The organism is Enterobacter sp. J49 (genome assembly GCF_002148625.1).
Lineage (GTDB): Bacteria > Pseudomonadota > Gammaproteobacteria > Enterobacterales > Enterobacteriaceae > Enterobacter > Enterobacter ludwigii.
Window position 1 is genome coordinate 76,792 of sequence record NZ_MWPY01000020.1, and the last position, 23,421, is coordinate 100,212.

Below are 23,421 nucleotides of genomic sequence, written 5' to 3' on the forward strand. Positions count from 1 at the left end.
AAAAACGTCAAAATCCGTGCCTGAATTGCGCGTTCGTCTTCGATCGCGTATACTTTTTGCGTTGACGTAACACAGTGTGTTCTGCGGCGACCAACCGCAAAACCTCTGAAAAAAACCTCGCTCAGGCGAGGTTTTTTGTTTTCCGCACGCAACAAACGAAACGTGATCTTCGACGCATTTTTGCGCAGATGAAAATATTTCCATTGTCATGCCCGAAAAGCTGTGTTTGTATAAATTCTATCAATAGATTCTAAACACAGGTCCCCAATGACAGCATCCATGTTCACCTCGACCCTACTAGCAACTGCGCAACCAGCCGCAGTGGTCGTCGTGCGTGTGGTGGTGGTCGTCGGCAATGCGCCGTAGGGACTGGATCAACACACGAATCCAAAACCCCGCCGGCGCAAACCGGGCGGGGTTTTTCGTTTAAGGACCCTCCCCGGAAAGTCGGCTCAGAAGAAAAGGACTGGAGCATGGCAAGTTCGGGCACAACATCCACCAAAACGCGTTTCACGGGCGCGCAGTTAATCGTTCATTTGCTGGAACGACAGGGCATCACCACGGTTGCGGGGATCCCGGGCGGCACGGTGCTGCCGCTGTATGATGCGTTAAGCCAAAGCACGCAGATTCGTCACGTTCTGGCGCGTCACGAGCAGGGTGCGGGTTTCATCGCTCAGGGTATGGCGCGTACGCAGGGCAAACCTGCGGTCTGTATGGCCTGCAGTGGCCCGGGTGCGACTAACCTGGTCACCGCTATCGCCGACGCGCGCCTGGACTCAATTCCACTGATCTGCATCACCGGCCAGGTGCCGTCCTCCATGATCGGTACCGACGCGTTTCAGGAAGTGGATACCTACGGCATCTCTATCCCCATCACTAAACATAACTATTTAGTTCGCGATATCGCCGAGCTTCCTCAGGTTATCAGCGATGCGTTTCGTATTGCGCAATCCGGCCGTCCCGGCCCGGTGTGGATAGACATTCCTAAGGATGTTCAGACCGCAGAGATCGAGATTGACATGTTGCCGGAGCCGGGTGAACGTGCGCCAGCGCCGCAGTTCAGCGCAGAGAGCGTGCAGGCTGCAGCGGCGATGATTAACGCCGCCAGACGCCCGGTGCTTTATCTGGGTGGCGGGGCGATTAATGCCTCCGACGCGGTACGCCAGCTCGCAGAGAAAGCCAGCCTGCCCACCACCATGACCCTGATGGCGCTGGGTATGTTGCCAAAAGCGCACCCGCTGTCGCTGGGTATGCTGGGGATGCACGGCGCGCGCAGCACGAACTACATTCTGCAAGAAGCGGATTTGCTGATTGTTCTGGGTGCACGTTTTGATGACCGGGCGATTGGCAAGACCGAGCAGTTCTGCCCGAACGCCAAAATCATTCATGTGGATATCGACCGTGCCGAGCTGGGTAAAATCAAGCAGCCGCACGTGGCGATTCAGGGTGACGTTGCCGAGGTGCTGGCGCAATTGATTCCGCAAACGGACGCTTCCGATCGCGCCGACTGGCGTCAGCTGGTTGCCGATCTGCAAAAAGAGTTCCCGGGCGCTATCCCAACCGAGGGGGACCCGCTGAGCCATTACGGGCTGATTAACGCCGTGGCCGCCTGCGTTGATGACAGCGCGATTATCACCACCGATGTGGGTCAGCACCAGATGTGGACCGCCCAGGCCTACCCGTTGAACCGTCCGCGTCAGTGGCTGACCTCGGGTGGGCTGGGGACCATGGGCTTTGGCCTGCCGGCGGCAGTGGGCGCTGCGCTGGCCAATCCCGATCGCAAGGTGATCTGCTTCTCCGGTGACGGTAGCCTGATGATGAACATTCAGGAAATGGCGACGGCAGCCGAAAACCAGTTAGACGTGAAAATCATCCTGATGAACAACCAGGCGCTGGGGCTGGTGCACCAGCAGCAGAGTCTGTTCTATACGCAGGGCGTGTTTGCCGCGACCTATCCAGGCACGATTAACTTTATGCAGATTGCCGCCGGTTTTGGCCTGCATACCTGCGATTTGAACGCCGAAGCGGACCCTCATGCGGCGCTGCAGGCGGCGATTTCTCGTCCTGGCCCGGCGCTGATCCACGTACGTATCGATCCTGAACAAAAAGTGTACCCGATGGTGCCGCCAGGTGCGGCAAATACTGAGATGGTGGGGGAATAAGCCATGCAGAAACAACATGATAACGTCATTCTGGAACTCACCGTCCGCAACCACCCTGGCGTGATGACGCACGTCTGTGGGCTTTTTGCCCGCCGCGCGTTTAACGTGGAAGGTATCCTCTGTCTGCCCATCCAGGGCAGCGAGCACAGCCGCATCTGGCTACTGGTGAATGACGATCAGCGTCTGGAGCAGATGATTGCGCAGATCGACAAGCTGGAAGATGTCGAGAAAGTGGTGCGCAACCAGTCCGATCCCACCATGTTTAACAAAATTGCGGTGTTCTTCGAGTAAATAGCGCAAAGCTTGAACCCCCACGCGCTTATCGTTAAGGTAAGCGCGTTTTTTAACCCGCCAGGAACGCGCCATGACCACCATCGCCCTTATCGACGACCACCTCATCGTCCGCTCCGGATTTGCCCAGCTGCTGAACCTTGAGCCTGATTTTCAGGTGGTGGCGGAGTTCGGCTCCGGTCGCGAGGCGCTGGCTGGTTTGCCCGGGCGCGGTGTCCAGGTCTGTATCTGCGATATCTCGATGCCGGATCTCTCGGGGCTTGAACTGCTGAGTCAGTTGCCGAAAGGGATGGCGATCGTGATGCTCTCGGTCCATGACAGCCCGGCGCTGGTGGAGCAGGCACTGAACGCAGGCGCACGGGGATTTCTTTCCAAGCGCTGCAGCCCGGACGAACTGATCGCTGCCGTGCGCACGGTCTCCACCGGCGGGTGCTACCTGACGCCGGATATCGCCATCAAGCTGGCGGCAGGGCGACAGGACCCACTCACCCGACGCGAACGTCAGGTGGCAGAAAAACTGGCGCAGGGGATGTCGGTGAAAGAGATTGCCATGGACCTGGGGCTGTCGCCAAAAACCGTTCACGTTCACCGCGCTAACCTGATGGAAAAACTCGGCGTCAGTAATGACGTTGAACTGGCGCGCCGCATGTTCGACAGCTGGCAATGAACCCGCTGTTTTCACGGCTGATCGCCGTTGCTGCCAGTTTTTCCATTTTCTCCGCCGCCTGGTTCTGCCTGTGGAGCATCAGCCTGCATCTGGTTGAACGCCCGGAGCTGGCGGTGTTGCTTTTCCCGTTTGGCCTGCGTCTGGGGCTGATGCTGCAATGCCCGCGCGGTTTCTGGCCGGTACTGCTGGGCGCCGAATGGCTGATGCTGATCTGGCTGGCGCAGGAGGTGGCGCTGGCGCACTTGCCTTTACTGCTGACGGGCAGCGTACTCACGCTGATCCCGGTGGCGCTGATCTCCCGTTATCGTCACCAGCGCGACTGGCGCACGCTGCTGCGTCAGGGGGCTGCGCTGATTGCCGCCGCGCTGTTGCAGTCCCTGCCGTGGACCGGCGAGGAGGAGATGCTTAACGCCCTTCTGCTGACGCTGACCGGCGGTCTGACGCTGGCTCCCACCTGCCTGGTTATCTGGCACTACCTCACCAGTACCGTCTGGCAGCCGCTCGGACCGGCGCTGGTCTCTCAGCCGGTAAACTGGCGCGCCCGGCATCTTATCTGGTATCTGCTGCTGTTTGCGATCAGCCTGTGGCTGCAGCTTGGCCTGCCCGATGAGCTGTCGCGCTTTACCCCGTTTTGCCTGGCGTTGCCGATTATTGCCCTTGCGTGGCACTACGGCTGGCAGGGCGCGCTGATTGCCACCCTGATGAACGCTATCGCGCTGATTGCCAGCCAGACCTGGCACGATCACCCCGTTGATTTACTGCTCTCCCTGCTGGCCCAGAGCTTGACCGGGCTGCTGCTGGGGGCCGGGATTCAGCGCCTGCGTGAACTTAACCACTCATTACAAACCGAGCTGGCGCGTAATCGCCGTCTGGCAGAACGCCTGCTGGAAACGGAAGAGAGCGTCCGGCAGGAGGTGGCCCGCGAGTTGCACGACGACATCGGCCAGACCATTACTGCCATTCGCACTCAGGCAGGCATCGTTCAGCGTCTGGCGGCCGAAAACGCCGGGGTAAAGCAGGGCGGGGCACATATCGAACAGCTCTCTCTTGGCGTGTATGACTCGGTGCGGCGACTGCTTGGCAGGCTGCGACCGCGCCAGCTGGACGATCTTACGCTTGAGCAGGCGGTACGGTCGCTGATGCGCGAGATGGAGCTGGAAAGCCGCGGGATCGTCAGCCATCTTGACTGGTGCATCAATGAATCTTTGCTGAGCGAGGGTCAGCGCGTCACGCTGTTCCGCGTCTGTCAGGAAGGGCTGAATAATATTGTTAAGCACGCCAGCGCCAGCGCGGTAACGCTGCAGGGATGGCAACAGGATGAACGCCTGATGCTGGTGATTGAAGATGATGGCTGCGGTCTGCCGCCGGGCTCCGGCCAGCTGGGTTTTGGCCTGGCGGGCATGCGTGAGCGCGTCAAGGCGTTGGGTGGCACCCTGACGATCTCCTGCACCCACGGCACGCGCGTCAGCGTCAGTTTACCGCTGAGGAGTCAGCATGTTTAAAACCCCGGCGAATGCCGCCCCGCTAAACGATAAACGTGAAATTGACGCCCGCTATCGTTACTGGCGTCGCCATATCCTGATCACCATCTGGCTGGGGTATGCGCTTTTTTACTTTACCCGCAAAAGTTTCAACGCCGCCGCGCCGGAAATCCTCGCCAGCGGAGTGATGACACGCACCGATATTGGCCTGCTGGCGACGCTGTTTTACATCACCTACGGCCTGTCGAAGTTCTTCTCCGGTATCGTCAGCGACCGCTCGAATGCCCGTTATTTTATGGGCTCTGGACTCATTGCCACCGGGGTGGTGAACATTCTGTTTGGCTTCTCCACCTCGCTCTGGGCCTTTGCGCTGCTGTGGGCGTTGAACGCCTTTTTCCAGGGATGGGGCGCGCCGGTGTGTGCCCGTCTGCTCACCGCCTGGTACTCGCGCAACGAGCGTGGCGGCTGGTGGGCTATCTGGAACACGGCGCATAACGTCGGGGGGGCGCTTATTCCGATGGTGGTCGGGGCGGCGGCGCTGCACTACGGCTGGCGCACGGGAATGATGATTGCCGGCGGGCTGGCGATCGTTGCCGGGCTGTTTCTTTGCTGGCGACTGCGTGACAGGCCACAAACCGTGGGCCTGCCCGCGGTAGGCGACTGGCGGCACGACGAGATGGAAGTCGCTCAACAGCAGGAAGGTGCAGGGCTGACGCGTAAAGAGATCCTCACCAAATATGTGCTGTTAAATCCCTATATCTGGTTACTCTCTCTCTGCTACGTGCTGGTCTACGTGGTGCGTGCGGCGATCAACGACTGGGGCAATCTGTATATGTCCGAAACCCTGGGCGTCGATCTGGTGACCGCCAACTCGGCGGTGACGATGTTCGAGCTGGGCGGCTTTATCGGCGCGCTGGTGGCGGGCTGGGGCTCGGATAAGCTCTTCAACGGTAACCGCGGGCCGATGAACCTGATCTTCGCCGCCGGGATTTTGCTTTCCGTTGGTTCGCTATGGCTGATGCCGTTCGCCAGCTACGTGATGCAGGCGGCGTGTTTCTTCACCACCGGCTTTTTCGTCTTTGGTCCGCAGATGCTGATCGGCATGGCGGCGGCGGAGTGTTCGCACAAAGACGCCGCGGGAGCAGCGACGGGCTTTGTCGGGCTGTTTGCTTACCTTGGCGCTTCGCTCTCCGGCTGGCCGCTGGCGCGGGTGATCGACGTCTGGCACTGGAGCGGTTTCTTCGCCGTGATCGCCATCGCGGCAGGAATTTCGGCCCTGCTGCTGCTGCCGTTCCTGCATGCGCAGGCGCCGCGCGAGGCACACGAAGCGTGATGTGCTTCACCTTTTCATCCCGAATGGCGCAAAACTAAGAAATTTTCCTGGTTTCACCTGGACGCTGTCTCAGGCGTCGCTCCCGGCTGGTTTTTACAATGCTGCAAAAATCAGCTCAGGAGTAAACCAATCATGCTGGCCTTCTTAAATCAGGTGCGCAAGCCGACCCTGGATCTGCCGCTCGATGTGCGGCGTAAAATGTGGTTCAAACCGTTCATGCAGTCTTACCTGGTGGTCTTTATCGGCTACCTGACCATGTACCTGATCCGCAAAAACTTTAACATCGCGCAGAACGACATGATCTCAACCTACGGGCTGAGCATGACGCAGCTGGGGATGATTGGACTGGGCTTCTCCATCACTTACGGCGTGGGTAAAACCGTCGTCTCCTACTACGCGGACGGCAAAAACACCAAGCAGTTCCTGCCGTTTATGCTGATCCTCTCCGCCATTTGTATGCTCGGCTTCAGCGCCAGCATGGGCGCGGGTTCCGTCAGCCTGTTCATGATGATCGCCTTCTACGCCCTGAGCGGTTTCTTCCAGAGTACCGGCGGGTCGTGCAGTTACTCCACCATCACCAAATGGACCCCTCGCCGCAAGCGTGGTTCGTACCTCGGCATGTGGAACATCTCCCACAACCTCGGTGGGGCAGGTGCGGCAGGCGTGGCGCTGTTCGGCGCGAACTACCTGTTCGACGGCCACGTGATCGGCATGTTTATCTTCCCGTCGATTATCGCCCTGATTGTCGGCTTTATCGGCCTGCGCTACGGCAGCGACTCCCCGGAATCTTACGGCCTCGGCAAAGCCGAAGAGCTGTTCGGCGAGGAGATCAGCGAAGAGGACAAAGAGACCGAAGAAAACGAGATGTCCAAATGGCAGATCTTTGTTGAGTACGTGCTGAAAAACAAAGTGATCTGGCTGCTCTGTTTCTCCAACATCTTCCTGTACGTGGTGCGCATCGGCATTGACCAGTGGTCCACCGTGTATGCCTTCCAGGAGCTGAAGCTCTCCAAAGAAGTCGCGATTCAGGGCTTCACCCTGTTCGAAGTGGGCGCGCTGGTCGGCACGCTGCTGTGGGGCTGGCTCTCGGACCTCGCCAATGGTCGCCGCGCGCTGGTGGCCTGCGTCGCGCTGGCGCTGATTATCGCCACGCTCGGCGTCTACCAGCACGCCAGCAACCAGTACGTTTACCTGGCGTCCCTGTTCGCGCTCGGCTTCCTGGTGTTTGGTCCACAGCTGCTGATCGGCGTGGCGGCAGTCGGCTTCGTACCGAAAAAAGCGATCGGCGCTGCCGATGGAATTAAAGGCACCTTCGCCTACCTGATCGGTGACAGCTTCGCCAAGCTGGGTCTGGGTATGATCGCCGACGGCACGCCGATTTTCGGCCTCACCGGCTGGGCCGGGACCTTTGCCGCGCTGGATGCCGCCGCCATCGGTTGTATCGTCCTGATGGCGATGGTCGCGGTGCTGGAAGAACGTAAGATCCGCCGTGAAAATCGGATGCAGAAATTAAAAGTAGCCTGAGTGTGCAGGTAACTTCTTTGCCCGGTTGACCGCCGGGCTTTTTTTACATCCCACCTTTACCCCCCTTTACAGACCCGCTCCCTGCAATGCTCTACATTTTAATTTTGCTGCCGCACCCCGCGGCTTTTGTCCGTTTTGTTATGGAGAGCTTGCATGGTAAACCGACGACTATCCTGTCTTGCGCTATTGGTGGCGCTTGCCTCCCCCGCCCTGGCGGCGGATGCGCCGACGTACGGCGAGAAGCTGGAAGGGTTTGATTACGCCTGGCCGGTTAAGCATTTCACCTTTACCTCGCAACATCAGCCGCTTGATATGGCCTATCTGGACGTTAAGCCAGAAAAACCCAACGGCCGCACCGTGGTGCTGATGCACGGTAAAAACTTCTGCGCCGGAACGTGGGAGGGGACTATCCGCGCGCTTTCCGCCAGCGGATACCGCGTGGTGGCACCAGACCAGATTGGTTTTTGTAAATCCACCAAACCCGAGCATTACCAGTACACCTTCCAGCAGCTGGCGGATAACACCCACGCGTTGCTTAAGCAGCTCGGCGTCGATCGCGTGACGGTTATTGGGCACTCGACCGGCGGCATGCTGGCGACCCGCTACGCGCTCATGTGGCCGCAGGAAGTGGAACAGCTGGTGATGGTCAACCCGATTGGTTTAGAAGACTGGAAAGCCCGCGGCGTACCGCATATTACGGTCGATCAGTGGTATCAGCGTGAACTTAAAACCAGCGCCGATGGTATTCGTCAGTACGAGAAAAATACCTACTATGCCGGGGAATGGAAGCCGGAGTATGAGCGTTGGGTGACGATGCTGGCCGGGCTGAACAATGGGCCGGGCAAAACGCGTGTCGCCTGGAACTCAGCCCTGCTTTACGACATGATTTATACCCAGCCGGTGATCTACGAATTTGGTGAACTGAAGATGCCGGTATTATTGATGATCGGTACCAAAGACAACACCGCCATCGGGAAAGACCTCGCCCCGCCGGCGATCCGCAAGTCGCTGGGCAACTATGCAGTACTGGGTAAGGAGACGGAAAAACGCATTCCGCATGCGACGCTGGTTGAGTTTAACGACATGGGTCATGCGCCACAGATGCAGGACCCTCAGCGCTTCCATGACGCGCTGCTGAAAGGGCTGCAGGCACGCTGACCGGTCTAAAGCAACAGCCCCGCAGCCCGTCCTGCGCGGGCTGTCTTCGGCGCACTACACGCCAGCATGCCTGGCGCTGCCCTCATAACGATTTTCCACCTTTTTTCACTGTACTATTATGGCCTTGACCGCTGTCGACGCCGCGCGTTTCCCGCTATGATGAGCGGCTGACGTAGAGGAGAACGCATGGTCTGGATAATGCTGGCAACGCTTGCCGTGGTGTTTGTGGTGGGATTTCGGGTCCTGACCTCAGATTCACGTCGCGCAATTAAACGCCTGAGCGAGCGGCTGGGGATCACCCCGGTTCCTGTAGAATCGATGATCGATCAGTTCGGTAAAACGCCCGGCAATGAGTTTATCCGCTACCTTGAACGCCCGGACGAAGCGCATCTGCAAAACGCGGCCCAGGTGCTGCTGATCTGGCAGGTCTGCATTGTCGACGGCAGTGAAGAGAATTTGCTTGCCTGGCACCGTATGCTGCGTAAAGCCCGTCTGGCCGCGCCGATCACGGACGCGCAGGTCCGTCTGACGCTGGGTTTTATGCGTGAAATGGAGCCCGACCCGCAGGAGCTAAACGCCTTCCAGTTACGCTATAACCAGCTTTTCCTGCCGGAAGAGGGCGTGTTTTACCTGCATTAAGCCGTTTTCCCGCATAACACATTCTGTGCGTTAAGAATCTCCTCTCTATTTTCATTGAGGCGAGTGGCGGCATAGATATCTATGTTTAACCTTTTTGCCTCGGCGTCCGTGAGTTCACGGTAGCAAAGTCCTTCCTGATTAAAGGTGCATTTCGACTGAGGCAGTAGCGCAAATCCTTTCCCTCTTGCGATACGGCTTAGCATCACAAGGGTATCATCCGGCTCTTTTATCCGCTTCAGAGGCGTTTTCAGCGTATCAAAGTAGCTTTCGCATTTGTCGTAAAATGACGGGTTGGCACTTCTGGAAAACCAGAAAATGGGAAGATCGCTAATATCCTCCAGCGCGACTTTCTCTTTCAGGCTGGCAGGGTGTAAAGAGGGCATTGCGATGAGCAACGGTTCCTGGCAGACCCAGCGGTATTGAACAATGTCTTCGTGACCCGTTCCTTTTTCACCGGTCAGCACCAGATCCAGCATGTTTTTAGACAAGCTTTGCAGCAGTTGGGCTGACGTCAGGTCCGGCGTTTCGACATCATCTCCCGCGTTCATTTTTTGAAGCTGGGAATTCACGGGTTCAATATATTCAAAATTAAGGGTCCGCGTGAGTCCAATACGCAGGCTCGTTTCAGAAGAGAGAGGATCTACTTTTAGGTTACTGATGTCTTTGAGTATTTTTTCAGCCTGAACAACCAGCGCACGGCCTGCTTCTGTGAGGCTAACGTCATGCGTGTTGCGGCTGAACAACTGACGTTTCAGAACCGCTTCAAGGCATTTTATCTGACGCGTCAATGGCGGTTGAGTCATGCGTAGGCGTTCGGCAGCCTTACGGAAGTTCAGTTCATGTGCGACAGCGAGAAAGCATTGTAATTGTTTGATACTGGGCAGGTTATTGCTGATTAAATGTTCTGCTGTGGCCATACGTGGGTCCTGAATGCGAAAAGGTATTTCGTCTTTTTTCCATTTCGATATTACACGCTAAATGCGGGCAGTAAACCCATTTCAACAGTAATACCAAAAATATATTACAAATTTAACAATTCCAATTGTTTCCTATATTGATAAATTTCTACCAGAATCCTCACTCAATCAATATTCGGAGTAATTATGTCATCTAAATATGTACTGGTATCACGCTTCCCGTTAAAAAATACTTTTACAGAGAAAGATTTTATCTCCTTAAAAAGCAATGAAAACGTTCGCTATTTTTCCTGTGAAGAAAACGGTGTTAATGAACTGCTGGAACTGCGCGCTGTCAATGACATTAAAGAAATTGCGTGTGCTGAGAGTGAAATGGAATCCATATTCCATCGTTTCTCTGTTGTTCTTTCTGCCGATATTCGTCGCGAACTGCTTAAGTTTGTTGAATCCCCAATCGATAATAAAAAGAGTTTACCCGAATCTAATTATATTCAGTTTCGTCACGTTGAGGTGCCCGCCCATAACTATCAGTAGTATCGTCAGTGGCGCGATGAAACCACGCCGCATTTTTTGACGTTGATGAGACGCTGATAAATATTAAAAGCATGTTTGATTTCTATGACTTCTGGTGCAGGGAAAATAATCAAAACGATCGTCTTCAACGCTATATGTCTCGCTTTCGCGTCGACGTAAAAAACGGTGTGCCAGGGGAGACGCTCAACAGAGAGTATTATCGCCAGTTTAAAGGTGTGTCTTGTCGTTATCTGGAAAAAATGGGCGATGAATGGTTCAGGCGTAAGCCAGAAAACGAATTTTTTATTGAGAGTGCCGTTTCAGCACTTAAAAGCCATCAGAGACAGAACATGTACATCGTATTTATATCGGGCTCTATGCTTCCGATTCTGTCACCCATTGCGAAATATCTTGGGGTAACGGACATACTCTGTGCTCCGTTGATAATAAATGACGCAGGCGAGTTGACGGGGGAAATCGGCCTGCCCCAAACAATTGGAGCGGGTAAAAAAGACGCCCTGATGACGTTTTGCCGGGATAAGGAGATTAATCCAGCGGATTGTTATGCCTACGGTGACGATCTTTCGGATATTCCAATGCTCGAAGCCATTGGGCATCCCGTCTGTGTGGGAGAGCATTCCGCGCTTACCCGATATGCAGCAGAAAAAAATTGGCACATTATTTAAACCATTATTGAGGTAAGTAGTATGACTTCAGAACTCTCTCCGCAAAATATGACGTTAAGGTCATGGCTTGCGTTATTCATTCTGGCTATTTCAACGTTTACTATTGTCACTACCGAACTGGCGCCGGTCGGATTATTAACGCCAATCGCAGAGGGATTACGGTCTTCGGAATCCGCGGTGGGCATGACCGTGTCGCTTTATGCCTGGGTGGGGGCGTTGAGTGCGCTGTTTGCCTCCGTCTTTTTAGGCAATGTGGCTAAGAAGCGGCTTTTACTCGTGCTCACCGTGGTGCTTCTGATCTCTAACGTCATGGCCGCGACGGTAAACACCTACGGAATGCTGCTTAGTGCCCGCGTGCTGGGCGCGCTTGCTCACGGTGCATTCTGGGCGATGATCGGCGCAACGGCGGTTGCCATGGTTCCTGCCAGATATATTGGTGCGGCGACGTCAATCGTATTTGGTGGCGTTTCCGCAGCAAGCGTTTTTGGCGTACCGGTTTCCAACTACATTGGTATCCACTTCGGCTGGCGGCAGGCATTTTGGCTGATGGCCGCGCTGAGCGTAATTGCCTTTGTGGGTATTAGCGTGCTTGTTCCCCAGATCGCCAGCAAAAGCGCGCTTGGCCTGGATGCGCTTAAGGGCGTGCTGAAATCGTCTACCCTGTGGAAAATTTACTCAGCAACCCTACTGGCTGTTACGGCGCACTTTGCCGCCTTTACGTACATTGAACCCTGGCTTCACACGCAGAGTTTACTGTCCACCGCCTTTATTCCCGCCGTGCTTTTTGTTTACGGCATCGCGGGTCTGGCCGGTAATTTCCTGACCGGCGTGATGATTGATAAGTATCTCAAGCTGACGGTTTCGCTGTCTGTACTGCTGATCTGTGCAGTGCTGCTGTTCCTGGGCCTGTCAGGTTCCTCGCTCTCTGCTGCGCTGATATTCACCAGCATGATTATCTGGGGCGTTGCCGTGTCAGGAATATTTGTCGGCTTCCAGACGTGGGTTTTACGTATGGCTGAAGATAAAGCCTTCCCGGCCTCCGCAATCTACGTTTCGTTTTTCAATACCGCCATTGGTATCGGCGCGTCGGTCGGTGCCTGGATGGTTTCATCATTTTCAATGCCGCTCCTGTATATCGTCGCCGGCACGGCTATCGGCCTGTCCGTTCTGCTTGTCGCGGTTATTCCTGCAACCTTGACCGCAAAACAATCCCGTATGGAGAAATCTTATGAGTCAAATTAATGACCGCACGCGCTATGGCAGAGAGATCATGGACCGTCTTGAAGCAGGGCTCGCGGATAAAGTCACCCGCCGCCTGAGCGAACTGGACCCGGGCCTGCCCGCCCTGATAACCGACTATGCGTTCGGGGATGTGGTGGGACGTCCGGGACTGGAACTCAAAACGCGCGAAATGCTGACTGTCGCCTCGCTTGTGACGCTGGGTAATGCTATGCCGCAGCTGGAACTGCACATGAGAGGCGCGCTCAACACCGGCGTGACGCCGGAAGAGCTGCTTGAAATTGTGATACAGATGGCGGTGTATGCCGGCGTTCCCGCCTGTATGAACGGTCTTACCGCCTACCGTGCGGCAATCGCTGCGACGGGTCATACGTTGCCGGGACTGAAAGGGAGTGACGCATGAGCGAGGTTGTCATTATTGCAGCCCGCCGCACGGCGACGGGCGCATTTCTGGGCGCGCTTGCGGAGCATTCCGCCGCTGACCTGGGAAGCCGGGTCATTCAGGCGCTCCTGAAAGAATCTGGCGTAGAAGCCAGTGATATCTCTCAGGTCATTATGGGTCAGGTTCTTACGGCGGGGCAATCGCGCTTGGGCATGCGATAGGCGCATCCGGCTGCCGGATTGTGGTGACGCTGGTTCATGCCCTGGTCCGTAATGACGGCAAGTGTGGCGTCGCCGCGCTGTGCGTAGGTGGTGGGGAAGGCGTCGCGTTGAGCGTTTATCGCTAACGGCACGGCGTATCCGATATAAAAAAACCGGGAAAACCCGGTTTTTTTATTTTCATGATGAGGTATCAGGCGTTCACGCCCTTCATACCCTCGGCAGAATAGCGATCGCCTTTAATCGCTATCCGGCGATGCAGGTTGTTCAATGATTCAATATCGCTCTTCTCAAGCTCAATGTTGGCAGCGCGCGCGTTCTCGGCCAGATAGCCGGTGTGCTTAGTGCCCGGGATGGGAACCAGCCGATCGTATTGCGCTAACAGCCAGGCAAGGGCAATCTGACCCGCGGTACAGCCGTATTTCGCCGCCAGCGGGTGGATGACATCGAGCAGCTGGCGATTATGATCGAGGCTGGACTGCATAAAGCGCTCGTTATTTTTACGGAAATCACCTTCTGCAAATTCGCTATTGTTCAGGTATTTTCCCGTCAGGAAGCCTCTGCCAAGAGGTGAGTAGGGCACCAGACCAATGCCTAACGATTTCACGACCGGCAGAATGCTTTCCTCGATATCGCGTGTCCAGAGAGAATATTCCGTTTGCAGCGCGGTGACCGGATGTACCGCATGGGCCCGTTGCAGCGTTGACGCCGACACTTCGCAAAGGCCGATGTGGTTGATCTTGCCCTCTTTCACAAGGGTGCGCAGACAATCCATACTCTCTTCGACCGGGGTGGTGTTACTCAGTCTGTGTAGATAAAAGAGGTCGATTCGCTCCACGCCAAGCCGCTTGAGGGACTCATTACAGCAGCGGATGATATAGTCAGGCGTATTGTTGATGGTGCGGGCATAAGACTCGTCGGGAGAGCGATCGATGCCGCATTTCGTGGCTATTTTGAACTGCTCGCGAGTGCTTTTATCCAGCCCGGCAAGAAAATGACCGATTAGTCTTTCATTATGACCACGGCCATATAAATTTGCGGTATCAATAAACGTCACGTTCAGATCGATGAGGCTATGCAATACCCGCAGCGAGGCGTTGTCATCAGTCTGGCCATAAAATTCACTCAGACCCATGGCACCGTAGCCGACGGCACTGACGGTAAGATTTTGAGATAAATTACGTGTTTTCATAGTTTCTCCTTTTCAGACGCTATGATTGTTTCACCTCAAATGTGGATACTGAATTTTCATTTTCGTTATGCAGAAAAGGTATCAGTCGACGACGCGCTCTCTTCAGGCTCATTAAAAACGACAAAAGTTGTCAAATCGTTAAATCCGTCACACTTTTGATGATAAACTGCGCGACTTTTCCGCACGTTTTTATCTTCAGGTGACGCCATGACAGAACACATTCAGCCCACACCCAGACCGCAGACCCAGGAGGTCACTCGCCCCAACTGGTCGGCGGTTTTCTCCGTGGCATTTTGCGTTGCCTGCCTGATTACCGTTGAGTTTCTGCCGGTGAGCCTGCTGACGCCGATGGCGCAGGATCTGGGCATTTCCGAAGGCGTGGCGGGGCAGTCCGTCACCGTGACCGCCTTTGTGGCGATGTTCGCGAGCCTGTTTATTACCCAGGTGATCGGCACCATCGACCGCCGCAAAGTGGTCATTCTGTTCAGCGTGCTGCTGACGCTCTCCTGCCTGCTGGTCTCTTTTGCCAATAACTTCACCCTGCTGCTGCTGGGTCGCGCCTGCCTGGGGCTGGGATTAGGTGGTTTCTGGGCGATGTCGGCCTCGCTCACCATGCGTCTGGTTCCCGCGCGCACCGTGCCGAAAGCCCTCTCCGTGATCTTTGGTGCTGTTTCGATTGCGCTGGTCATTGCTGCGCCGTTGGGCAGTTTCCTTGGCGGGATCATCGGCTGGCGTAACGTCTTTAACGCTGCCGCGGTGATGGGGGTGCTATGCATTCTCTGGGTCTGGAAAGCGCTGCCGTCCTTACCGGGGGAAGCGGCACACCATAAACAGAATATGTTCAGCCTGCTGAAGCGCCCGGGCGTGCTGGCGGGGATGACCGCCATCTTTATGGCATTTGCCGGACAGTTTGCCTTCTTCACCTATATCCGCCCGGTATTCATGAACATGGCCGGGTTTGATGTGGATGGCCTGACGCTGGTGCTCCTGAGCTTCGGTATCGCCAGCTTTGTCGGCACCTCGCTGTCGTCCGCGTTCCTGAAGCGTTCCCTGAAAGTGGCGCTGGCGGGCGCGCCGCTGGTGCTGGCAATTAGCGCTGCGGTATTGGTGCTGTGGGGCAGCGATAAGTGGGTTGCGTCGGCGATTGCGATTATCTGGGGCTTTGCTTTTGCGCTGGTGCCGGTGGGCTGGTCGACGTGGATCACCCGCTCGCTCGCCGATCAGGCGGAAAAAGCCGGGTCGATTCAGGTCGCGGTGATCCAGCTGGCGAACACCTGCGGTGCGGCGATCGGCGGCGTTGCGCTGGACCATCTGGGGCTGACGTCACCGCTGGTGATTTCAGGAACCCTGATGTTGCTGACGGCGCTGCTGGTGGCGAGTAAGGTTAAAGCGAAATAAGTAAATCCCCCTCTTCCCACAGGGAAGAGGGGATATCAGGCTACGCCGATGTCTGAACCCGTCTTCTCGAATCCATCGAAATCAGCACCACCGACGACACAATCAGCAGCGTGCCCAGCCAGTCCGGCAGCGTAAACGCCACCCCAAGCAAAATCACCGACAGCAGGGCGCTGCTCAGCGGCTCGGCACAGCTCAGAATGCTCGCCTTCGGCCCGCCAATCATCTGCGCGCCTTTCAGATACAGGCTGAACGTCAGCGCTGTGCCAATCACCACCAGATAGAAAAACGCCAGCAGCAGGCTGCCATCAATCACAAATGTGGTCCCGCGTCCGGCGTAGAACGGCGTCAGCACGACCCCCGCGATTAACATACTCCAGCCAACAATCGGCAGCGTGCCGTAGCGGGCGATAAGCGTCGACGGGTAGGTTGTATAAAACGCGGCGGCAAAGGCCGAGGCGATACCGAAGAACAGGGCGGCAGGGGAGATGGAGAGCGAGGTCGGATCGCCGTGGGTGACCAGCAGGAAGGTGCCGACAAGTGACGTCAAAATGGCGGATAAAACAAACACGCCGGGACGTTTTTTCCTCGCCAGCGCGAACCAGGCGACGATGATCGTTGGCGAGAGAAACTGCAGCACGGTGGCCGTCGCCGCGTTGGATTTTTCAATCGTCAGCAGGAAGGTGAGCTGGACGGTGAGCGCACCAACCAGCGAGAAAAACAGCAGGCTGAGGGCGTCTTTACGATGTTTGATGACCGAGAAAATCTTGTCGCCATGCACGAAGGAGAGGGTCAGCAAGATGACGCCGGTAAACAGCAGGCGAATCATCGTCAGGTAAGGGGACGAGATCTGGCTTTTCTCCATGATGTACTGTGCGCAAACCCCTGAGCTGCCCCATAAAACGGCGGCGATCAGAACGTTGAGCATTCCTTTACGTGTGGAACCCATGTTCTCCCCTGTTATGTTGGTTTTTGTGTAGCATAACATGGGTCTTGCCGGGTGCGGTGTGGCCTGATGCCCTCACTCACGGGGAGAGGGGGCAAACACGAAAAACGGCAACGTGCGTTGCCGTTTTGCTTTTACCTTGCTTAGAACCACGCTTCCCACATCGCGCCGACGTTGAAATCATCCAGCGTCTCATCTTTTGTACCGTTCACACGGGCGGTGCGTTCGTTATCCACTTTGCCGCCGGTCACGTAGAAGCGCAGCATTGGGCGGAACTCTGGCCCCATGGCGATAGACATGTTCTGCGACAGGGTCAGCTTCCAGCCTTTGTTATCACCGCCATTGTCGTAATCCACGTGCTGCCAGCCCGCTTCCAGCCAGGTGGAGTGAACGTCGTTCCACCAGTGCATCGGACGCACGATGGCGTTGTAGTTCTTACGGTTGTCGGTTTTATCGCGGCTGTTGTCATAGTCGTGGAAGGCGAGGATGTACTCCACCTGCGTGGCCTGGGTGAATTTGTACAACCCTTCGAAGCTGGCGTAGACCGTGGTCAGATCCTCGGTTTTGTTGAATACGCTGTTGTCCGAGTTATCAGAATAACGGGCAATCACCTTATTCACGCCGCTGTCGTTGGTGTGGCTCAGCACCACGCCGCCCTGCCAGGCCTTCAGACGCTCTTCACTCTCAATGGCTTTGGAGTCAAAACCGTAGTTCGCGTACAGCTCCAGATCCAGCGGGCCGACTTTCATGCCGTGGATTTTTGAGGTCGCAGCGTAGTTACCTTTGTCGCCCGTGCCGGAACCGCCGGTACAGGTAATGCGCGACGGGTTCGCCTCATCTTCCATCACTTCCGGGCTACAGGATTCCACCGCGGCCACCGCGGCAACGTCAAACTGCACGCCGCCGATGTCGAAGTTCTTCACCCCGGCACCCTGGCCGTCGTGGTTCATCCAGAAGTAATCGTTGATACCCTGCTGTGGACGCTGGTGGAAGTCACGGCCGGCCCAGAAGTAGGCGTTCGGGTTGGAGGCCATAATGTTGGTCACACCGGCATAGGCTTTTTTCAGGTTAACCTCGTCGCCCCAGTGGTCGATCATCACGTTGATGTCCCAGATGGCACCGTTGTCCCCCTTGAAGGCTTTGGAGAGCTGGAATTCACCGCCGTTGCCTTCGTTACCCAGACGACCAATCGCGGATGCGCCGTTATAGGAACCGTCTACCGCCACGTATTTCTGATCGGCTGCCTGGAAGTGCGCGCCGTAGCGGGCATAGCCGGTAAATTTAACCCCAAACGGAATCGCGAGGTCCGGTGATTGCGCCGCGCTTTGCGGTTCGGTGACCACGTCCGCTTTTTTCGCGACGGCGGCGTCCATTTTGGCCTGCCGTTCGGCCAGCGCTTTGTCTACCGCTTTCGCCACGATGGCGTCGATTTGCTCTTGCGTAAATTCTTGTGCGAGTACAGAAATTGGGCAAAGCGCGGCGACAACCGCCATGGTTAATGGAAGTTTTTTAATATAATTCATGGTTATCTCAATATAGTTTAATTTTATTCAGACAATAACCATCCCGCTCCGATCTGACAGAGTTTGTCGCTATCATCAGAACAAGTGGATTTCTATTTTAGGTACAGAGTGATTACATTAACGTTTTTTCGCCATACATTATCTCTGATATAAATGGATTATTTCTTCGGATAATTCACGTGCCAGCAGGGAATTCATTAAATGATCCTGCGCGTGAACCATTATTAAGGTCATCGGCTGGCGGGCTTCGCCCGCATCCTGTTCGATCAGTTTGGTCTGCATTTTGTGCGCCTGGCGCGCGTAGCCATCGGCTTCACGCAGCAGGCTTTTGGCTTCGTCAAGGTTGCCCTGACGCGCCGCGTGCAGGGCTTCAAAGCACAGGCTACGCGACTGACCGGCGTTGACGATAATTTCCATTACGGCTTCTTCTAATGCGATCATTACACTGACTCTCTGTCAAAACTGTTATTTAATGCGGTGGCGGCAAACCACTCGCCGCTTTTCTTGATGGTGCGCTGCTGGGTAGTTAAATCGAGCTGGATAAATCCGTAGCGATTTTTATACGCATTACACCACGACCAGTTATCAATAAAGGTCCACATATGGTAGCCAAGACACTGGCACCCTTCGCTAATACCTTTATGCAGCCAGGCCAAATGTTCGGAAATAAAATCGATGCGGTATTGATCGTTTATCTGACCATTCTCAATAAAGCGCTGTTCATTTTCGACACCCATACCGTTCTCAGAAATAAAACAGCGTGGGTTACCGTAATTGTCGCGCAGGTTAATCAGAATATCGTAAATACCCGGCTCATAAATTTCCCAGCCACGGTATGGATTCATCTTGCGGCCAGGCATTTCGTAATTATCAAAGAACCACTCCGGCATAAACGGTGCCTGTGGGTTCACCGCACTGTCACGGCATTTCACGCGACGCGGCTGATAATAGTTAATGCCGAGCAGGTCGATTTTTCCTTCCGCAATCAGGAAACTGTCTTCCGGTTTGCAGGCGGGGAGCTGATCGTAAGATTTCAGCAACGCCACCAGGTCCGCCGGGTATTCGCCGCGCAGGACGGGGTCAAGGAAGCTGCGGTTAAACATCAGGTCCGCAATGTGTGCCGCTTTGACGTCAGCCGGGTTTTGCGAGCGCGGATAGGACGGCGTCAGGTTCAGTACGATACCGATCTCCCCGGCGTAGTGCCCGGCACGGTAAGCGCGTACCGCCTGCGCATGCGCCAGCACGGTGTGATACGCCACGGTGGCCGCACGACGAAAATCCACCACGTTGGGATAGTGGAAATCGTACAGATAGCCGCCTTCCACCGGCACAATCGGCTCGTTGAAGGTAAACCAGTGCAGCACGCGATCGCCAAACAGATCGAAGCAAATCTGCGCATAACGGGCGTAAGCGTCCACCACGTTGCGGTTTTCCCAGCCGCCAATCTCCTGCATCGCCATCGGCATGTCGAAGTGGAACAGGGTGATAAACGGGGTAATACCCTGTTCAATCAGCTCATCAATGACCTGATGATAAAAATCGACCGCTTCCGGGTTCACTTCACCGATACCGTCGGGGATCAGGCGCGCCCAGCTAATCGAGGTGCGAAAGCTGTTGTGGTTCAGCTGCTTTAACAGCTGAATGTCCGTTTTCCAGTGTTGATAAAACGTGGAGGTGTGCTGCGGTCCCACGCCATTATGAAAACGGTTTGGCTCGCGGGCAAACCAGTAATCCCAGGTGGTTTCACCCTCTCGTGTCCCTTCGGTCTGGAGGGCGGAGCTTGCGCTGCCCCACCAGAAATTATCGGGAAATGCGTATTTCATGACCTTTCCTCTTTGACTTAATGACTTGCTGTTTCAGCGGCACCGACGGTTGCCTGGGCTTTCTGCTCTTCGTTTTTCATCAACGTACGCTCGTAAACACGCAGGAACGGCAGGTACATCAGCGCTGACATCACCATACACACCAGACACATCACCACCGGGCTCAACGCCCAGTTTGCCGCCCACGATGCGCCAATAGGGGCCGGGGTCGTCCACGGGGTTAACGACACCACCTGTGCCAGCCAGCCCATTTTGGTGGCGCCGTACGCCAGGCAGGCGTTCACCAGCGGAACAAACACGAACGGGATAAACAGCATCGGGTTCATGATGATTGGCGCGCCGAACAGAATCGGTTCGTTGATGTTAAAGAAGCTGGGCACAACGCCCATTTTGCCGATGGTGCGCAGGTGCGTGACGCGGCTGCGCAGCAGCAGGAAGGCCAGCGGAAGCGTGGAGCCGACGCCGCCAATCAGCAGGTAGTGGTCCCAGAAACCCTGCAGGTAAACGTGTGGCAGCGCTGCGCCAGCCGCCAGTGCCGCCTGGTTTGCGGACAGGTTGGCCATCCAGAACGGGTTCATGATGCCGGTGACAATCAGCGAGCCGTGGATACCGGCAAACCAGAAGATCTGGCACAGCAGCACGGAGAGCAGAATGGCAGGCAGGGAGTCAGACGCAGAGACCAGCGGTTCCAGCAGGTGCATAATCGCCTGCGGGATAATCATCCCGGTTTGTGCTTCGATAAACAGGTTCAGCGGGTGCAGGGTACCGATCACCACCATGACCGGGATCAGGATCTCAAACGAACGCGCCACACCGGTCGGCACTTCTTTCGGCAGACGGATGGTCACGTTGTTCTGCTTCAGCCACGCATACACGCGGGTAGAGTAGATGGCGGTGATCAGCGCGGTGAAAATCCCCTGGCCGGAGAGGTACTGGGTCGAGATCTTGCCGTCGGCATACGGAGCTGCCACCAGCAGGAAGGCCATAAAGGCCAGCAGACCGGACATCACCGGATCGAGGTTAAACTGACGCCCCAGGCTTGCACCAATCCCCACCGAAATGAAGAACGTCATCACGCCCATGCTGAGGTTGAACGGCAGCATCAGCTGTTCACGGTAAGTCTGGGAGAAATCCAGCCAGCCGCGGGCAAAGCTGTTCGTCGTATCCGCGGAGAAGGGCGGGAAGATGAACACCAGCATAAACGAGCCGATGATCATAAACGGCAGCGCGGCGGTAAAGCCGTCGCGGATGGCAATCACATACTTTTGCTGGCCGAGCTTCGCGGCCAGCGGGGTAATTGACTGCTCAATAACCGCGACCATTGATTGATATAACGAACTCATGTGAACACCTTTTAGTGTGCCGCTTCGATGAGCGACAGAGCATAGTCCAGTACTTTATCGCCACGTTGCATACCGTAATCCATCATGTCGATGGGTTGGACCGGGATGCCCTTTGTAGCCGCCTTGTCTGAGAGTGTCTGTAACATGTACTTCACCTGGGGTCCGAGAAGGACAACCTGGTACTGCGGAAACTGCGTATCAAATTCGGAAACGCCATACGCGTCTATTTTTACCGGCAACCCGCGCTCTTTCGCGACATCGACCATTTTGCTGACCAGCAGGCTGGTGGACATCCCGGCAGAGCAACACAGCATAATCTTGAACATCGACAACCATCCTCTAAATGTAAAAAGTTATTGCGAGGATGATTGGACATTATACGGAAACCGGTTTCCATTTATAAAAGACAGAAGTGTGACAACCATCAAGATCCACTACTTATGACGCTAATTAACCAGATGCAAGTCACATAATTTGCGTGTTTTGACATCATTTTGAGTTGAAATGGAAAATCGGTTTCCATGAAAAACGGAAAAGGATATACTCCATTCTGGCTATAATATGAGCCGTAGCGGTGATGGAATTTGCAGGTGCGAAGTAAGCCTGCCAGGGGAAAGAGATGTCGACAATCAATGATGTATCACGTCTTGCCGGGGTGTCTAAAGCCACGGTATCGCGAGTGTTGAGTGGGTCGCGTGGCGTAAAGGAAGCCAGCCGCCAGGCCGTTTTAAAAGCGGTTGATGAACTGAACTACCGGCCCAATGTAATTGCGCAGTCGCTGCTGAGCCAGTCGACGGGGTGTATTGGGGTGATTTGCGCGCAGGAGAATATTAACCAGACCACCGGTTATCTTTACGCGCTGGAAAAGCACCTCAGCCAGCATCAAAAACATCTGCTGTTGCGCTTCGCGCATACCAAAGCGGAAGTGATGCACGCCCTGGAAGAACTTTCCTGTGGGTTATGTGATGACATCCTGGTGATTGGCGCGCGTTTCCCGCTGGACGTCGAGATGGACAATGTCATCCTCGTTGACTGCATGGAGTCCGATAATTCCAACAGCATCCAGTTCGATCACGCCTTTGCCGCCGAAACCGCCTGTAACTATCTGACCAGCCAGGGGCGACGCCAGATAGCCCTGATCCATCCGCAAGGCAGCGGTTTCGCCGACCAGGTGTTGCTGGGCTATAAACACGCGCTGGAGAAAAATTTCCTGCCCTTTAATCGCAACCTCGTCTTTATGGATGCCACCTCCTCATCCGTTGCGCTGCAGGAGTTGCTTAACAATGCGAGCACGCTGAATTTTAACGCGCTGCTGGTGGCGGACGAACGGGAAGCTCAGCGGGTGATCCCGCAGCTGCAGGCGTTTAATAAATCCGTGCCGGACGACATTATGGTCTTTAGCCTTGCCGGATCGCTGCATCTGCCGGGTATCCCGGTGATCCCGGCCATTGAATACTCGATGGATGCTATGGCGGCACGTATTGTGGGCTGGCTGACGGAGAAAACGCAGATGCTGGGGTCCTATGTTCTGCGCGGGGATTTGATTATTCCGGATGTACGAAAGCGCTAAAAAAAAGCGTGAAGCCCGGCTTCACGCTTAATAATCTTCCATACAATCTACCTGACTGACCGCGTCCCAGTAAGCATCCAGATTGTCGCGCTTCACGGCCGTGATGGCGTTTTTGATCAACAGTTGATTGGCCTCAGACGACAAAATCATCGCCTGCCAGGCTTTATCGCTCTGCTTTTTCTGGGGCGTGCAGGCCTTCTTCACATCTTTAAGGATCTGCTGCTTTATCTGGGCCTCTTTCACGGGATCGTCTTTTTCCTGGGCATGGACAAACGCGGCGAAGAGCAGACAAACGAGCAGGCAAACCAGGTGTGCAGCTTTCATCAAAATCCCCTTTAGACGTCACAGGCTTCCCATGAAATATATCGTTACATTCAGTGTAGCGACGCCAGCCGAAAGTATGAATTTTTGTCTTCCTG

At 55.4% G+C, this 23,421-nt stretch carries 24 protein-coding genes and 2 pseudogenes; 17 read left to right on the forward strand and 9 right to left on the reverse strand.

Annotated features, from left to right (window positions below; translation table 11 throughout):
• Window positions 1-267: 267 nt before the first annotated feature.
• From ivbL to BJP35_RS03625, 9 genes are all read left to right on the forward strand, one after another.
• On the forward strand, window positions 268-366 hold the full coding sequence (gene ivbL, locus BJP35_RS24135; RefSeq protein ID WP_071605430.1) for an ilvB operon leader peptide IvbL: 99 nt from the start codon (window positions 268-270) through the stop codon (window positions 364-366).
• A 107-nt stretch (window positions 367-473) separates the two neighbouring features.
• Complete coding sequence (gene ilvB, locus BJP35_RS03590) at window positions 474-2,162, forward strand: acetolactate synthase large subunit (RefSeq protein ID WP_047742704.1); 1,689 nt, start codon at window positions 474-476, stop codon at window positions 2,160-2,162.
• Window positions 2,163-2,165: 3 nt separating this feature from the next.
• Window positions 2,166-2,453: an acetolactate synthase small subunit gene (gene ilvN / locus BJP35_RS03595; RefSeq protein ID WP_014167986.1), complete on the forward strand. Its 288-nt coding sequence runs from the start codon at window positions 2,166-2,168 to the stop codon at window positions 2,451-2,453.
• A 73-nt stretch (window positions 2,454-2,526) separates the two neighbouring features.
• Window positions 2,527-3,120, forward strand: coding sequence for a transcriptional regulator UhpA (gene uhpA / locus BJP35_RS03600; RefSeq protein WP_040018349.1), 594 nt, complete (start codon window positions 2,527-2,529; stop codon window positions 3,118-3,120).
• Entirely contained in the window at window positions 3,117-4,622 is a 1,506-nt protein-coding gene (gene uhpB / locus BJP35_RS03605) for a signal transduction histidine-protein kinase/phosphatase UhpB (RefSeq protein WP_047742706.1), read from the forward strand. The genes uhpA and uhpB overlap by 4 nt, the downstream gene beginning before the upstream one ends.
• Window positions 4,615-5,934 (forward strand): MFS transporter, encoded by a 1,320-nt coding sequence (locus BJP35_RS03610; protein ID WP_014167989.1) that lies wholly within the window; start codon window positions 4,615-4,617, stop codon window positions 5,932-5,934. Before uhpB ends, BJP35_RS03610 begins: the two co-directional genes overlap by 8 nt.
• Before the next feature lie 132 nt (window positions 5,935-6,066).
• Window positions 6,067-7,458: a hexose-6-phosphate:phosphate antiporter gene (gene uhpT / locus BJP35_RS03615; RefSeq protein ID WP_020882733.1), complete on the forward strand. Its 1,392-nt coding sequence runs from the start codon at window positions 6,067-6,069 to the stop codon at window positions 7,456-7,458.
• Between the two features lie 153 nt (window positions 7,459-7,611).
• Window positions 7,612-8,616: an alpha/beta fold hydrolase gene (locus tag BJP35_RS03620; RefSeq protein WP_047742708.1), complete on the forward strand. Its 1,005-nt coding sequence runs from the start codon at window positions 7,612-7,614 to the stop codon at window positions 8,614-8,616.
• A 186-nt stretch (window positions 8,617-8,802) separates the two neighbouring features.
• Window positions 8,803-9,255, forward strand: a complete 453-nt coding sequence (locus tag BJP35_RS03625) for a DUF1198 domain-containing protein (RefSeq protein ID WP_014167992.1) — start codon at window positions 8,803-8,805, stop codon at window positions 9,253-9,255.
• Here BJP35_RS03625 and BJP35_RS03630 read toward each other — a convergent pair.
• On the reverse strand, window positions 9,252-10,172 hold the full coding sequence (locus BJP35_RS03630; protein ID WP_063925788.1) for a LysR family transcriptional regulator: 921 nt from the start codon (window positions 10,170-10,172) through the stop codon (window positions 9,252-9,254). The two genes, BJP35_RS03625 and BJP35_RS03630, sit on opposite strands and share 4 nt — an antisense overlap.
• Window positions 10,173-10,358: 186 nt before the next feature.
• Here BJP35_RS03630 and BJP35_RS03635 point away from each other — a divergent pair, with 186 nt between their 5' ends.
• The 6 genes and pseudogenes from BJP35_RS03635 to BJP35_RS03660 form a co-directional block, all read left to right on the forward strand.
• Window positions 10,359-10,706: a hypothetical protein gene (locus tag BJP35_RS03635; RefSeq protein WP_086462905.1), complete on the forward strand. Its 348-nt coding sequence runs from the start codon at window positions 10,359-10,361 to the stop codon at window positions 10,704-10,706.
• A gap of 38 nt (window positions 10,707-10,744) precedes the next feature.
• Window positions 10,745-11,371, forward strand: a pseudogene (locus BJP35_RS03640) (HAD family hydrolase); the annotation flags it as partial.
• Between the two features lie 21 nt (window positions 11,372-11,392).
• Entirely contained in the window at window positions 11,393-12,613 is a 1,221-nt protein-coding gene (locus tag BJP35_RS03645; protein WP_025206519.1) for an MFS transporter, read from the forward strand.
• Window positions 12,600-13,013, forward strand: a complete 414-nt coding sequence (locus BJP35_RS03650; RefSeq protein ID WP_025206518.1) for a carboxymuconolactone decarboxylase family protein — start codon at window positions 12,600-12,602, stop codon at window positions 13,011-13,013. The genes BJP35_RS03645 and BJP35_RS03650 overlap by 14 nt, the downstream gene beginning before the upstream one ends.
• On the forward strand, window positions 13,010-13,213 hold the full coding sequence (locus BJP35_RS03655) for an acetyl-CoA acetyltransferase (RefSeq protein WP_047355950.1): 204 nt from the start codon (window positions 13,010-13,012) through the stop codon (window positions 13,211-13,213). Before BJP35_RS03650 ends, BJP35_RS03655 begins: the two co-directional genes overlap by 4 nt.
• Window positions 13,183-13,338 (forward strand): annotated as a pseudogene (locus BJP35_RS03660) (acetyl-CoA C-acetyltransferase); the annotation flags it as partial. The gene BJP35_RS03655 and the pseudogene BJP35_RS03660, both read left to right, overlap by 31 nt.
• A 65-nt stretch (window positions 13,339-13,403) precedes the next feature.
• Here the strand turns inward: BJP35_RS03660 and BJP35_RS03665 are convergent.
• Window positions 13,404-14,402: an aldo/keto reductase gene (locus BJP35_RS03665; RefSeq protein WP_086462907.1), complete on the reverse strand. Its 999-nt coding sequence runs from the start codon at window positions 14,400-14,402 to the stop codon at window positions 13,404-13,406.
• A gap of 207 nt (window positions 14,403-14,609) precedes the next feature.
• Between BJP35_RS03665 and nepI the strand changes: the two genes are divergently transcribed.
• Window positions 14,610-15,800 (forward strand): purine ribonucleoside efflux pump NepI, encoded by a 1,191-nt coding sequence (gene nepI, locus BJP35_RS03670; RefSeq protein WP_020882724.1) that lies wholly within the window; start codon window positions 14,610-14,612, stop codon window positions 15,798-15,800.
• Between the two features lie 40 nt (window positions 15,801-15,840).
• Here nepI and BJP35_RS03675 read toward each other — a convergent pair whose 3' ends face one another.
• The 6 genes from BJP35_RS03675 to BJP35_RS03700 all read right to left on the reverse strand — a co-directional run bounded on the left by BJP35_RS03675 (window position 15,841) and on the right by BJP35_RS03700 (window position 21,758).
• The gene (locus BJP35_RS03675; RefSeq protein WP_020882723.1) at window positions 15,841-16,746 is read right to left on the reverse strand and encodes a DMT family transporter; all 906 of its coding nucleotides are present in this window, start codon (window positions 16,744-16,746) and stop codon (window positions 15,841-15,843) included.
• A 140-nt stretch (window positions 16,747-16,886) separates the two neighbouring features.
• Window positions 16,887-18,266: a carbohydrate porin gene (locus BJP35_RS03680; protein ID WP_020882722.1), complete on the reverse strand. Its 1,380-nt coding sequence runs from the start codon at window positions 18,264-18,266 to the stop codon at window positions 16,887-16,889.
• Between the two features lie 138 nt (window positions 18,267-18,404).
• Window positions 18,405-18,707: a PTS lactose/cellobiose transporter subunit IIA gene (locus BJP35_RS03685; RefSeq protein ID WP_014168006.1), complete on the reverse strand. Its 303-nt coding sequence runs from the start codon at window positions 18,705-18,707 to the stop codon at window positions 18,405-18,407.
• Window positions 18,707-20,089: a glycoside hydrolase family 1 protein gene (locus tag BJP35_RS03690; protein ID WP_020882721.1), complete on the reverse strand. Its 1,383-nt coding sequence runs from the start codon at window positions 20,087-20,089 to the stop codon at window positions 18,707-18,709. Before BJP35_RS03690 ends, BJP35_RS03685 begins: the two co-directional genes overlap by 1 nt.
• Before the next feature lie 17 nt (window positions 20,090-20,106).
• Window positions 20,107-21,432, reverse strand: coding sequence for a PTS sugar transporter subunit IIC (locus BJP35_RS03695; protein WP_086462908.1), 1,326 nt, complete (start codon window positions 21,430-21,432; stop codon window positions 20,107-20,109).
• Between the two features lie 11 nt (window positions 21,433-21,443).
• Window positions 21,444-21,758 carry a PTS sugar transporter subunit IIB gene (locus tag BJP35_RS03700; protein ID WP_014830072.1) on the reverse strand — a complete coding sequence of 105 codons (315 nt, stop codon included), beginning with the start codon at window positions 21,756-21,758 and terminating at the stop codon, window positions 21,444-21,446.
• Window positions 21,759-22,051: 293 nt separating this feature from the next.
• Here BJP35_RS03700 and BJP35_RS03705 point away from each other — a divergent pair, with 293 nt between their 5' ends.
• Window positions 22,052-23,002 (forward strand): LacI family DNA-binding transcriptional regulator, encoded by a 951-nt coding sequence (locus BJP35_RS03705; RefSeq protein ID WP_086462909.1) that lies wholly within the window; start codon window positions 22,052-22,054, stop codon window positions 23,000-23,002.
• A gap of 27 nt (window positions 23,003-23,029) precedes the next feature.
• On the opposite strand, the gene BJP35_RS03710 is transcribed toward BJP35_RS03705, so the two are convergent.
• Window positions 23,030-23,326 (reverse strand): YicS family protein, encoded by a 297-nt coding sequence (locus BJP35_RS03710; protein WP_020882719.1) that lies wholly within the window; start codon window positions 23,324-23,326, stop codon window positions 23,030-23,032.
• Window positions 23,327-23,421 lie beyond the last annotated feature (95 nt).